Source organism: Streptomyces sp. TLI_55 (assembly GCF_900206255.1).
Taxonomy (GTDB): domain Bacteria; phylum Actinomycetota; class Actinomycetes; order Streptomycetales; family Streptomycetaceae; genus Streptomyces; species Streptomyces aquilus.
The window spans coordinates 4,358,525-4,371,261 of the sequence record NZ_OAOJ01000001.1 but is presented as its reverse complement, the minus strand read 5'-3'; the positions used below and the strand labels follow the sequence as shown (position 1 = coordinate 4,371,261).

The window sequence follows — 12,737 nt, the reverse complement described above, 5'->3', positions numbered from 1 at the left end:
GTCCACTGTGTTGGTTCTGAAACCACGAACAGCCCCATGCCTGGTCACGGCATGGTGCGGCATTGTTTGACAGTTTCATAGTGTTTCGGTGGTCATAGCGTGAGGGAAACGCCCGGTTACATTCCGAACCCGGAAGCTAAGCCTTACAGCGCCGATGGTACTGCAGGGGGGACCCTGTGGGAGAGTAGGACGCCGCCGAACAAATGTTGAGAAAACCCCCGTACCGTTAATTCGGTACGGGGGTTTTCTGCGTTTCGGCTACGGTTACCGGCATGAGCAGCACGAATTTCGAGATCCGTTCCATACGCGCCGACGAGTGGCCCGCCGTGAAGGAGTTGCGGCTGGTCGCGTTGCAGGACCCGGCCGCACCCGTCGCCTTCCTGGAGACGTACGAGGACGCTGTTGGCCGGCCGGACTCCTTCTGGCAGGAACGGGCAGCCGGGGGATCGGATCCCGAGGGTGGGGTTCTTCAGTTCGTTGCCGAGGCCGCTGACGGGACCTGGGTCGGATCCGTCGTCATGTTGATCGAGGATGCCGGGACGACGGACTGGGCCGGCTTCCCTGTGGAGCGGCGGCAAGGACATGTCGTCGCCGTGTTCGTGCGGCCCGAGTGGCGTGGCGGCGGAGTGACCAAGGCGCTGTTCGACGCCGCTGTGGAATGGGCCTGGGGGCGTGGGGTGGAGGCCGTACGGCTCATCGTGCACGAGGACAATCCGCGGGCTCAGGCGTTCTACCGCAAGGCCGGGTTCGTGCCCAGTGGGAAGGTCGTGCCGTTGGCCGGGCACGAAGGGGAGAACGAGCTGGAGTTCGTGCTGGAGAAGGCAGGCTGAAAAGACAGGGTGAGAAGACAGGCTGTCCTTCGGGGTCAGACCGGTAGTTCGTCGTGCGGCCAGCGGGCCCTTGCCTGTTCCCTTGACCGGAGCAGGGCCAGGGTCGGCAGGCCCCGGTCCGCTCCGGTGGCCAGCAGCTCCGGGAGCTGGGGAAGCGGAGCCACTGCGGCGACGTCGTCCAGGACGAGCGTCAGTGGTGGGTCGAGGCGACCGGAGGATGACCGTTCGGCCATGTGCCGGCCGCGCTCGACCACGCTGGAGACGAGGGCCGTCAGGAGGGGCATCGCGCCCGGGTTGGTCCTGGGGTCCTCGATGGACTCCCCCACTACATAAAGCGTGCCCCCTTCGTCGACGAAGGAATCCAAGGCAAGCGCATCAGAGCGGTTTGGAGTGCAGGCCTCACGGATGTTCACCGTGAAGAGCGCGGAGAGCGCGCGGCCGGTCAACTCCTGGGCGATGTCCCGGCGTTCCGGGTGAGCGGTGAGGGTGGCTTCCAGCTCGCCCGCCGCGCCGGGGGCCGCCTTCGGGTTCGTACGGAGGATGCGTACCGCGTCCTGGATCTGGGTGCCCTGGGACCAGCGGTGGACGTGGCGGATGGTGCGGCCGTCTATGGCGGCGGCGTGCAGATAGCTCCGCAGGAGCGTTTCCGCGGTGTCGCTGACCGCCTGGTCGAGGCGGGCGGTCGGGCGGACCGGGGTGAGGAGGGCCGCGGCTCTCGCCTTCGCCGTCTGCTTGTCCTCGCAGCCTGCCGTGGGGGACCAGTGCAGGCGGGCCGGGGTGTCGCAGAGGTGGGTGGGGTCGTAGAGGTGGACCGGGCCCAGTTTCGCGCGGGCGTCCTTGGTGTCCGACCAGATGGCGGGGTTGGACGTGACCACCAGGGTGGGGCCCTCCGCGTCGCGGACCGCCTGGGTGGCCGTGGTCTGGCGGGTCTCCCTCGGAGCGACCAGCACCTTCTCCACCCGTTGGGGGACCGTCGTCGCGGAGACGGGCATGGGTAGCGGTTCCGCCCTCGGTGTGGGCACCTCGTGGTGCGTGACCGTTTCGACAACGGGTTCCTCGAAGGCGGGAGCCGTCGGCGGCTGTTCGACGGCCACGGCCTTCGGCGCCACCGGTGGTGCCGCCTTTCGTGTCCGTCGTAGCGCCCTCCAACGGGCCACCGTCCCCAGTACGAACACGGTGAGCACGACCAGGACCATCAGCTGGCCGATGAACAGGCCCCAGAAGAGGCCGTAGCCGGAGAGCTGGGCCGCCGGGGTCTTCGGCCAGGCGCCCGGCATGTCGTGGGGCTGGCCGATGAGTTGGCGCATGGCCAGGGGCGTGCGGGTGAAGGTGACGCCGTCGGGCCAGGAGCCGTGGGCGAACCAGCCGGCCAGGCCGGTGGCCGACCAGACCATCAGCGTCATGCCGATGAGGAAGGCGAGTATGCCGACCAGCAGCCCGTCCGGGATGCCGCCCTGGCCCTCCTGCCGGCGGTCGTCAGGTCTCACCACAGCCCGCCTCCCTGCCTACGCCACCGTCGACTCGGAGCCGCCCAGGTGCTGCTGCTCCATGTGCGCTTCCACGAAGGCCGCCGCCCGTTCCTCCGCCTCCAGCTCGGCCGCGCGCAGGGCGTCGTCCGTCAGGTCGCGGTCGGCGGAGGACTCGGTCATCGCGCGGTCCGTGAAGACGAGCGGGCGTTCCGTCTCGGTGATCAGGTGTTTGACCACCTGGACATTGCCGTTGACGTCCCACACCGCGATGCCGGGGGTGAGCGAGGGAATGATCTCCACCGCCCAGCGGGGCAGGCCCAGGACCCGTCCCGTCGACCTCGCCTCGTCCGCCTTCTGCGCGTAGATCGTCCTGGTCGACGCCATCTTCAGGATCGCCGCGGCCTCCTTCGCCGCCGCCCCGTCGACGACGTCGGACAGGTGGTGGACCACCGCCACGAACGACAGACCCAGCCGTCGGCCGAACTTCAGCAGGCGCTGGAAAAGCTGGGCCACGAAGGGGCTGTTGATGATGTGCCAGGCCTCCTCGACCAGGAAGATGCGCTTCTTCCGGTCGGGGCGGATCCAGGTGTGCTCCAGCCACACGCCGACGATGGCCATGAGGATGGGCATGGCGATGGAGTTGCGGTCGATGTGGGACAGGTCGAAGACGATCAGCGGGGCGTCCAGGTCGATGCCGACCGTCGTGGGGCCGTCGAACATGCCGCGCAGGTCACCGTCGACGAGCCGGTCCAGGACCAGGGCGACGTCCAGGCCCCACGCCCGTACATCGTCTATGTCGACGTTCATCGCCTCGGCCGACTCCGGCTCGGGATGCCGTAGCTGCTCGACGATGTCGGTGAGGACCGGCTGGCGTTCGACGATGGTCTCGTTGACGTAGGCGTGCGCGACCTTGAGGGCGAAGCCCGAGCGCTCGTCCAGGCCGTGGCCCATCGCGACCTCGATGATGGTCCGGAGCAGCGCGAGCTGGCCCGTCGTCGTGATCGCGGGGTCGAGCGGGTTGAGGCGGATCCCCATGTCCAGGGCGGCCATCGGGTCCAGGCGGATAGGAGTTATTCCCAACTCCTGCGCGATGAGGTTCCATTCACCGACGCCGTCCTCGCCCTGCGCGTCCAGGACGACGACCTGCCGGTCCCGGAAGCGCAACTGCCGTAGGACGTACGTCTTCTCCAGTGCCGACTTGCCGTTGCCGGACTCGCCGAGGACCAGCCAGTGCGGGGCCGGGAGTTGCTGGCCGTACAGCTGGAAGGGGTCGTAGATGTAGCCCTTGCCGGAGTAGACCTCGCGGCCGATGATGACGCCCGAGTCGCCCAGCCCCGGTGCCGCCGTGGGCAGGTAGACCGCCTGGGCCTGGCCCGTGGAGGTGCGGACGGGCAGGCGGGTCGTCTCGACCTTCCCGAAGAGGAAGGACGTGAAGGCGTCGGTGAGGACGGAGAGCGGGTCCCGCATCAGCGCATCAGCCTCTACCTTCGGATTCCGGTGGCGAACGGGAGGGTGTTCACGAAGGCGCGGTGGTGCTCGCGGTCGCACCACTCCAGCTTCAGGTACGACTTTCCGGCCGAGGCCCGGATGGTCCGCTTGTCGCGGGCCAGGGCCTCGGGGGAGCGCGAGGAGACGGTGATGTAGCCGACCAGGTTGACGCCGGCCGCGCCGCTCGCCAGGTCCTCGCCGCGCTGGTCGAGGCGGTTGTGGGCGGCGATGTCACGGGGGTCGACGGTCCGGTTCATCTTGGCGGCGCGGGACGCCTCCGCCTCGTCGTTCGTCTTCTCCGTCAGCATGCGCTCGATGGCGACCTCGGTGGGTTCGAGGTCCATCGTCACGGCGACCGTGCGGATGACGTCCGGGGTGTGGACGAGGAGGGGCGCCAGGAAGTTGACGCCGACGGGGGTCATCGGCCACTCCTTCACCCAGGCGGTGGCGTGGCACCAGGGCGCTCGGGTCGACGACTCGCGGGTCTTGGCCTGGAGGAACGTGGGCTCCATGGCGTCCAGCTCGGCCGGCCAGGCGTTCCGTTTCGTCATCGCCTGGATGTGGTCGATGGGGTGGTCCGGGTCGTACATGGAGTGGATGAGCGAGGCGAGACGTCCCTGGCCGAGCGGCTGGCGGACCCTGATGTCCGCCTCCTGGAGGCGGGAGCAGATGTCGGTCAGCTCGCGCGCCATGACCACCGCCAGGCCCGCGTCGCGGTCCAGCTTGCGGCCCGACTGGGGGCGGGCCGCGCGGGCCATCGCGTGCGCCTCGGCGGAGAGCTCGCGGGTGTAGTGCATGCAGGCGACGAGGTACGCGCGGTGCTGCTCGCTGCTGGTGGAGACCATGGACTGGAGCTGGTCGTACGACTGCTGCAGCCATCCCGGTGACTTCTCGTCGCCGCGGACGGCCACGTCCTTGGCGTGGGCGTCCGGGTCGGCGGGGAGGGTGCGGGCGAGCATCTGGAGGCGGGTGACGAAGCCGTCGCCGTTGGCCACGTGCTTGAGCAGCGTGCCGAAGCGGTCGACCAGCGCCTCCTGGTCCTCGGAGTCGCGCAGACCGACGCCGGGGCCCTCGATCTCGATCGCGGCCGTCACCGTCCTGCGGTCCGCGTGCAGGAGTACGGCGATCTCGTCGGGGCCGAAGGGGGCGGCGAGCCAGCTGATGCGGCCGATGCCGGGGGGCGGGCCGACCTCGACCTCGCGGCCGTCGACGCGGATGCCGGCCTCCATGACGCCGGAGCGGTAGACGGTGCCCTGCTTCAGGGTGCGCTTGTAACTGCGGTTGATCTCGAACCACTTGTAGAACGTGCGGTGCTTGTACGGGACGTAGACCGCCGCCAGCGCGAGCAGCGGGAAGCCCATCAGCAGCACGATGCGCAGGGACAGCACCGGGACGAGGAGCCCGCACATCATGCCGAGGAACGCGCCGCCGATGATGAGCGCGATCTCGCCGGTCTCACGATTCCTGCCGACGATCGCGTTCGGCCGGGCGCGGCCGATCAGATATGTCCGGCGGGGCGTGACCGGATGGGACACGTGGGACTCGGTCGTCAACGCCCTTCACCTCCCGAGCGGTTGTTACTGCTGTTGCGGGTGTTGCTGGCATGGGGTGTGTTCACCGGGCTGCTCGAGCGGGGCGAGGGGGCGGCGGAGGGGACAGATCCGCCGCCACCGCCGCCGCCGTTCGAGCCGCGCGTGCTGTGGGCGGCGACGCCGCCGGAGGCCGGGTTGGAGGGGCGGGCACCGCCACCGGAGGCTTGTCCGCCGCCGTTGTTGTCGGCCCGGGTGCTGTGGGTCTTGATGCCCTGGGCGACGAGGGTGGCGGGGCTGCTGATGACGGCCGCGGCCTTCCCCTCCGCGCCCTGCATGATGCGGTTGTTGCGGGAGCCGGCGATCTCGTCGCCGAAGCCGGGGACGAAGCGGTAGATCATCGCCGATGCGAAGATCGCCAGCAGGATGATGGCGAGGCCGGAGACGACCGCCGAGAAGGCGTCGGGGCCGTCGTCGGTGGACAGGGCGCCGGCGAGGCCGAGGACGATGACGATCACCGGTTTGACCAGGATGACCGCGATCATGATGCCCGCCCAGCGGCGGACGTGGCCCCAGAGGTTCTTGTCGACGAGGCCGGCGTAGACGACGGTGCCGAGCAGCGCGCCCACGTAGAGCAGGGCGGCCCTGATGACGAGCTCCAGCCAGAGGATTCCGGCGGCGAGGATGCTGACGAGTGAGACGACGATCAGCATGATCGGGCCGCCGCCGATGTCCTCGCCCTTGTTGAGGGCGCCGGAGAAGGTGCCGAAGAACGTGTCCGTCTGGTCGCCGGTCGTCTTCGCGAGGACCTCGGTGATGCCGTCGGTCGCCGATACGACGGTGTAGAGGATAAGCGGGGTGAAGGCGGAGGCCAGGACGGTGAGCCAGAGGAACCCGATCGCTTCGCCGATGGCGGTGGAGAGGGGGACGCCTCGTACCGCGCGCTTGGCGACGGCGAGCAGCCAGAGAAGCAGGGTCAGGACGGTCGACGCCGCGAAGACGACCGCGTACTGCTGGAGGAACTTGGGGTTGGTGAAGTCGACGTTCGCGGTGTCCTTCACGGCCTCACTGAGCTTGTCGACGGTCCAGGAGGCGGCGTCGGCACAGCCCTTGGCGAGGGAGGAGAGGGGGTCGAGGGAGGAGGTGGGGTCGAGGGTGGTGGATCCGCCGGAGCCGGTGCCGCGGCCTTTTTCGCAGTAGTCCTTGGCGGGGCCGTGGATCAGGTCGCAGGGGTCATTGCTGGACGTAGGCGTGGGCGACGGTGTGGGTGCGGCGAAGGCGCGTGTCGCCAGGAGGACGGCTGTGGTCTGTACGGCCGTGACGACAGCGGCGACCTTGAGTACGCGTCGGCTACCGGGCATAGGTGAACCCTCCGTACTCTTCGACGGCCTTCGCCATCTCGTCGGCACTGGAGGCCCTGTCGTCGCCGGGAACGGGCGAGGGGCCGTCCTTCTGGGAGTGCGTCACGATCTTCCAGTCCCCCCCGGTCCACTGGAGCTGCATGGTGATGGTGAACCAGGTGCTGGTGACCGGGTTGGTGGAGTTCTCGCCGGCCAGGCCCAGGAGACCGCTGCACCAGACCTCGACCGTCGCGTTGTCGGCGGATGCCTGGGTGGCCTTGGTGCCGATCGGGGTGGTGCGGGATACGAACGTGTAACCCTGCGGTGTGGAGCCGTCCTCGTTCAGGCCGACGTTCTTGTTGAACTCCGGGGTGTATGCCTTGTCGAGGGTTCCTTCGAACTGCGAGACCCGGGAAGGCGTGATGATGGCCTGCAGGATGGCGTCACGCTTGGCCTTGTTGAACATCTCGGCCGATCCCAACGCCACCGCATAATTCGCCGCCGCGCTCTGCGCCCCCTGCTGATCCCGGGCGTACCCCGACTTCACCGGTGTCTTCCCGGTCGCCGCTGTCGGTGAGGTCACCGGCTTGTCGGCGCCGTCTGTTTTCGATGTGGTGTCGTCTCCGCCGCGGTTCGCGAAGGCGATCGCGGCGATGAGGATCACCACCACGCCGACCACCGTGACGAGGCTGCGGGACGACGAGCGGCCGCCTCTTCGGGCGCCGCCGTACACGTCGCCGCCGGTGTCCGGCAGGCGGGTGCGGGTCTGGCCCGTGCCTCCGTAACCGCCGGAGCCCTCGCGTTCGTCCCCGAGACTCATGCCGCGTACGCCCCCTCGACGTCGTGCGGAAACTCGTAGGCATACGACGGTAGCCGTGCTGGTTCCCGCGCGGGCGCGGTGTGGTGACTGGACATCAGGGAAACGCAACCTCAGCCGGTGGGCACGACGGGCGGGTGGGTGGTGGGGGACAGCCGGGCGCGCCCGGGGGACTGGAGGGATGGGCGGCCGACCCGCTAGACCGCCATCAGACCGCCATGCCGTACACGATGGTGAACAGCGTGCCGAGTGAGCCGATGATGAAGACTCCGGTGAGGCCGGCGATGATGAGGCCCTTGCCCTGTTCGGCGCTGAAGGTGTCGCGGAGCGCGGTCGCGCCGATGCGCTGCTTCGCGGCGCCCCAGATGGCGATGCCGAGGCACAGCAGGATGGCCACCGCCATCACCACCTCGATCATCACCTTCGCCTCGTTGCCCAGGCTGCCGAAGGGGCCCCAGTCCGGAGCGATCCCGCCGATGATGGTGTTGATGTCTCCCTTGTCGGCCGCAAAGAGCATGTAAGTCACCGCCCCTGGTGGGTAGTTCCGCTTCCCCTGCGGGTGCGCAGAGGTCAGGCCTCATTGTCGCCGACAATTCCGCCGTCGCATGTCGACTTGGCGTCATTGATTGGCGGGTTTCGTACGAATGCTTGTCTGGTACTCGTCCGATTACTCTGTGTATCACGGCAGGTCACGCCGGGCAATGAGGCCTGAGCGGAACCTTCGTGTGGTTCCGTCGTTGACCTCTTCTTGCACCCGTGTTCTGTGGGTGAAGGCTAACCCCGTACGGCCGCCGTCAGCGCGTCGTGCACTTGGGGTAGGTCGTGCCCTCGGCGCAGTTGTCGTAGCTGCCCTTGCTGACGTCGACTTCCTCCTCGTCGCCGCTCTTCGTACGGACCGTCAGTTCGTACTCCATGTGGCAGCTTTGCTTCTTCTTGCCGTTCTTCTTCTTCGTCTTGCACTCGTAGTCCGTGTCCTTGCCGGTGACCGTGCCGCTGACGGGCTTCGAGTCGCTGCCGCAGGCGGTCAGCAGCGGTGTGGTGAGGACGGCGACCGTGGCAAGGGCCGCGAGTGTGCGCTTCATGTGGTTTCCCCCGTGGGCATCGGCATATCGGCATGACGAACGGACGGGCTGTGGCTTGTCGCCACAGCCCGTCTCTCAGTATCCGTGCCGGCGTCAAGACCGGTCCGGTGCGGTTCAGCCGGTGAAGGCTCCGACTCCCGCCGGGGTGCCCCAGCCTGTCGGGCCGTCATATCCCGACCTGGCCGTGCAGTAGTAGCTCGTGGAGCAGGTGCCGTTGTTGCCCGAGGTCACGTCGTTGAGGGCGGTGGTGTGCGCGTAGGGGTAGGAGGCCGGGTAGGCGCTGCTGCCCGGGGTGCCCGCCAGGGCGTAGACGCCCGCGATGATCGGCGCGGAGGCGCTCGTGCCGCCGAAGGTGTACCAGCCCGCCGTGATGCCGTAGGAGTCGTAGACGGAGACGCCCGTCGCCGGGTCGGCGACCGCCGAGACGTCGGCGATCATGCGCTTCGAGCAGCTCGTGTCGGTCTGCCAGGAGGGCTTCGCGTCGTACGCGGAGCAGCCGGAGCCGGTGCCCTCCGTGCTGCTGGTCTTCCAGACCGTCTCCGACCAGCCTCGGGTCGTCGAGGAGGCCTTCGACAGGGCCGTGCCGCCCACCGACGTCACGTACTTCGACGCCGCCGGGTACTCGGCGCCGTAGCCGCTGTCGCCGGCGCTGACCGTGATGGCCACGCCCGGGTGGTTGAAGTAGGAGGAGTCGTACGTCGTGTCGCTCGACGACTCGCTGCCGCCGTAGCTGTTCGAGACGAACTTCGCGCCGAGCGTGACCGCCTCGTTCACGGCCGTGCCCAGGTTGGCCATGGTGGCCGACTTGGCCTCGACCAGGAGGATGTTGCAGTTCGGGCAGACGGCCGACGCCATGTCGAGGTCGAGGGAGATCTCCTCCGCCCAGCCGCTGTCGGCGGTGGGGAGGGAGGTCGTGGAGCCGGTCTGGCTGACCTTCTTGAAGCAGCCGTTGGCGGTGGTGCAGGCCGGGAGGCCGTAGTACGAGCGGTAGGTGGCCAGGTCGGCGGCCGCGTTGGGGTCGTCGTACGCGTCGACGATCGCGATCGTCTCGCCGGAGCCGTTCGAGGCGGCGGCGGACGTGAGGCCGTAGGCGGATCGGAGGTCGCTGGGGCCGTAGCCGGAGGGGGTGGTGGCGTCGGCGGCCTTGGGGGTCACGCCCTTCGCCCGCTGGAACGCCGTGGCGCCGCCTGTGACGCGGAGGGAGTCGCAGGCCAGCTCGCCCGCCTTCTTGGGGGTGGAACAGGGGGTCGCGGCCCAGGTGACCTTGGCCGGGACGGCCGCGTCGGCCTCGCCGGCCGCGGTGCCGAGGCCGGTGAGCATCAGGGTCACGGCGGCGGCCGCGGTGCCGATCCGGCGCCATCTCGTCCGCGGGGAGGGTCTGTCGGTGGGGGTCGTGCGCATCGTGCAGCCTCCTGAAGGTGGTGGAACAGGAGCGGTGCGGGTGCGAGTCACCGGGGTGGTGGCCCCGGCGGCGGGCGGCGGCCCGGAACGACGGTCTCTTGTTGAGTACGCGACAACAAGGAGGGTGGTGGAATCCTGACTTCCGCCATACCGAACGGGGGTCGGGGCTTACTTCCTGATGGCCGCTCAATGGGCGGAGTACGGCGGTTGCTTGACCTGATTCACAGGTCGGTGGCCGATTCACAGGTGGCCGATTCACAGGGGGACGGCGAACGGGCCGCGACCGGAGGGACGCGGCCCGTTGCCGTGTGTGCCGCCGAAGGGGACCCCACGTCCCCCCTCTGAGGGCGGCTCCCCGTGACCCGACGGGGAGTCTCTTTCCGGCGAGGGTCAGCCGGTGAAGGCGTCCAGGCCCGCCGGCGTGCCCAGGCCCGTCGGGCCGTCGTAGCCCGACTTGGCGGTGCAGAAGTAGCTCGTGGTGCAGGAGCCGTTGCTGCCGCTCGTCACGTCGTTCAGGGCGGAGGTGTCCGCGTAGGGGTAGGAGGCCGGGTAGTCGCTGCTGCCCGGGGTGCCCGCGAGGGCGTACACCGACGCGATGATCGGCGCCGAGGCGCTGGTGCCGCCGTAGGTGTTCCAGCCGGTGCCGTCGGAGCCGTAGGAGTCGTAGACGGAGACGCCCGTCGCCGGGTCGGCCACCGCGGAGACGTCGGCGATCATGCGCTTCGAGCAGCTCGCGTCGGTCTGCCAGGACGGCTTCGCGTCGTACGCGGAGCAGCCGGAGCCGGTGCCCTCGGTGCTGCTGGTGTTCCAGACGGACTCCGTCCAGCCGCGGCTGTTGGAGGACGTGGAGAGCTTCGTGCCGCCGACCGCGGTCACGTACTTCGACGCGGCCGGGTACTCGGCGCCGTAGCCCTCGTCGCCCGCGGAGACGGTGATGGCGACCCCGGGGTGGTTGAAGTAGGAGGAGTCGTACGACGTGTCGCTCGACGACTCGCCACCGCCGTAGGAGTTGGAGACGAACTTCGCGCCGAGCTTGACCGCCTCGTTCACGGCCGTGCCCAGGTTGGCCATGCTCGACGACTTCGCCTCGACGAGCAGGATGTGGGCGTTGGGGGCGATGGCGGAGACCATGTCGAGGTCGAGGGAGATCTCGCCGGCCCAACCGCTGTCGGCGGTGGGGAGGGAGGTCGTGGAGCCGGTCTGGCTGACCTTCTTGAAGCAGCCGTTGGCGGTGGTGCAGGCCGGGAGGCCGTAGTACGAGCGGTAAGTGGCCAGGTCGGCCTCCGCGTTGGGGTCGTCGTACGCGTCGACGATCGCGATCGTCTGGCCCGAGCCGTTCGATGCGGCGGCGTCGGTCAGGCCGTAGGCGTCCTGGAGGTCGCTGGGGCCGTAGCCGGTGGGGGTGGCGGACGTGGCGTTCGGCTTGAGGGACTTCGGGGTCGCGCCCTTCAGCGCGGCCTGCTTCTCCATGAACGCGGTGGTGCCCGCGGTGACGCGGAGCGCGTTGCAGGCGGCGTAGCCCTTCTTGGGGGTCGCGGCGCAGGCACTCTCGTACTGCACATGGGCCTTGGCGACCTGCGCCGCGATGGCCTTCGCGCTCACCTTGTGCGGCGTGGGGGTGGCGGCGTGCGCCTGGGCGGCGGTGCCGAGGCCGGCGAGGAGAAGGGCGGTGGCGGCCGCGGCGGCGGAGCCCGCCTTGCGCCATCTGCCGGACATGTGGGGGGTGTTGGGCGTACGCAACGTACAGCCTCCTGTAAGTGGGGTTGCAGAGGCCTGCGGTGGGGGACCACCGGTGAGGTTCCCGGTGGGGGCGGCGACCCGCGTAGACCATCCCTTTGTTGAGTACGTGACAACAAGACGCGTTGCGGAACTCTGACTTCCGCATGACTCAGGGGTGTCGGGGCTTACTGATCAATGGCGGGCTGATGGCCGTGGGTTGGCTGCGGCTTGACCGTGTGCACAGCGGGCTCACAGGGGGCGGGGCGGGGAACCTCCTGCGTAAGGAGCCGTTCCCCCGGATGGCGTAACCGTTTGACCCCTCTCTCACCTTTGGTGGCCACACTGGCTTCGATGAAGCACACGCCCCTTTGTGTCGCCCTCGTGCTGCTCGCCGTCACCTCCGCCTCCGAGGCGGCCGCCGACGACGGGCCCGGTCCGTTCGGTGTCACCGTCGTCGCGCAGGCGAGTGCGGAGACGGCGAGAGTCGGGGCGTTGTTCGACGACGGGGAGCACTTCTGCACGGCGTCCGTCGTGCACAGTCCGGGCCGGGACCTCATCGTGACCGCCGCACACTGTCTCGACGGCACCGAGGACGCGCTCGAGTTCGTGCCCGGGTACCGCGACGGACAGGCGCCGTACGGGAAGTGGCGGGTGACGCGGCGCTTCCTGCCCGACGGGTGGGACGAGGACAGCGACGTGGCCTTCGCGGAGGTGGCCGAGCGGAACGGCGAGGGCGTCGAGGACGTCGTCGGCGCGAACCGCTTCACCACCGGCGCCACCACCGGCGCCACCGCCGTGACCGTCACCGGATACCCCAACTCCCGTGAGGTCCCGCTGCGGTGCACCAACAAGCCGATCGCGCACAGCCGTACGCAGCAGCGCATCGACTGCCCCGACCTCAGCGGCGGGACCAGCGGCAGCCCCTGGGTGAACGGCGACGGACAGGTCGTCGGCGTGCTCGGCGGGCACGAGGAGGGCGGCCTCACGGACGACATCTCGTACAGCGTCGTTCTGGGGGACGAGGCAGCGGAGTTGTACCGTCACGCGGCCAACTGATCTATG

11 protein-coding genes and 1 rRNA gene are annotated in these 12,737 nt (G+C 69.1%); 3 read left to right on the top strand and 9 right to left on the bottom strand.

The features are described 5' to 3' along the window. Positions 1–84: 84 nt before the first annotated feature. Positions 85–201, top strand: a 5S ribosomal RNA gene (gene rrf / locus CRP56_RS20010). Positions 202–272: 71 nt separating this feature from the next. Beyond that, complete coding sequence (locus CRP56_RS20005) at positions 273–830, top strand: GNAT family N-acetyltransferase (protein ID WP_097265904.1); 558 nt, start codon at positions 273–275, stop codon at positions 828–830. 35 nt (positions 831–865) lie between these two features. On the opposite strand, the gene CRP56_RS20000 is transcribed toward CRP56_RS20005, so the two are convergent. The 9 genes from CRP56_RS20000 to CRP56_RS19960 form a co-directional block, all read right to left on the bottom strand. Beyond that, complete coding sequence (locus CRP56_RS20000; RefSeq protein WP_097274275.1) at positions 866–2,317, bottom strand: TraM recognition domain-containing protein; 1,452 nt, start codon at positions 2,315–2,317, stop codon at positions 866–868. Positions 2,318–2,335: 18 nt separating this feature from the next. Further along, a complete protein-coding gene (locus tag CRP56_RS19995; RefSeq protein WP_079312623.1) occupies positions 2,336–3,766 on the bottom strand; it encodes an ATP-binding protein in 1,431 nt (476 codons plus the stop codon). Positions 3,767–3,780: 14 nt separating this feature from the next. Further along, on the bottom strand, positions 3,781–5,340 hold the full coding sequence (locus CRP56_RS19990) for an SCO6880 family protein (RefSeq protein ID WP_097265902.1): 1,560 nt from the start codon (positions 5,338–5,340) through the stop codon (positions 3,781–3,783). After that, positions 5,337–6,677: a hypothetical protein gene (locus tag CRP56_RS19985; RefSeq protein ID WP_097265901.1), complete on the bottom strand. Its 1,341-nt coding sequence runs from the start codon at positions 6,675–6,677 to the stop codon at positions 5,337–5,339. The genes CRP56_RS19990 and CRP56_RS19985 overlap by 4 nt, the downstream gene beginning before the upstream one ends. After that, positions 6,667–7,476 (bottom strand): hypothetical protein, encoded by an 810-nt coding sequence (locus CRP56_RS19980; protein WP_097265899.1) that lies wholly within the window; start codon positions 7,474–7,476, stop codon positions 6,667–6,669. Before CRP56_RS19980 ends, CRP56_RS19985 begins: the two co-directional genes overlap by 11 nt. Positions 7,477–7,681: 205 nt before the next feature. After that, complete coding sequence (locus CRP56_RS19975; RefSeq protein WP_003991275.1) at positions 7,682–7,990, bottom strand: hypothetical protein; 309 nt, start codon at positions 7,988–7,990, stop codon at positions 7,682–7,684. 277 nt (positions 7,991–8,267) lie between these two features. Continuing rightward, positions 8,268–8,555: a DUF2500 family protein gene (locus tag CRP56_RS19970; protein WP_097265898.1), complete on the bottom strand. Its 288-nt coding sequence runs from the start codon at positions 8,553–8,555 to the stop codon at positions 8,268–8,270. Between the two features lie 114 nt (positions 8,556–8,669). Then, positions 8,670–9,956, bottom strand: coding sequence for a S53 family peptidase (locus tag CRP56_RS19965; RefSeq protein WP_097265897.1), 1,287 nt, complete (start codon positions 9,954–9,956; stop codon positions 8,670–8,672). Between the two features lie 390 nt (positions 9,957–10,346). Then, a complete protein-coding gene (locus tag CRP56_RS19960) occupies positions 10,347–11,672 on the bottom strand; it encodes a S53 family peptidase (RefSeq protein WP_373559654.1) in 1,326 nt (441 codons plus the stop codon). A 354-nt stretch (positions 11,673–12,026) separates the two neighbouring features. On the opposite strand from CRP56_RS19960, the gene CRP56_RS19955 reads away from it, so the two are divergent. Continuing rightward, on the top strand, positions 12,027–12,731 hold the full coding sequence (locus CRP56_RS19955) for a trypsin-like serine peptidase (protein ID WP_097265894.1): 705 nt from the start codon (positions 12,027–12,029) through the stop codon (positions 12,729–12,731). The last annotated feature ends 6 nt before the right edge of the window (positions 12,732–12,737 follow it).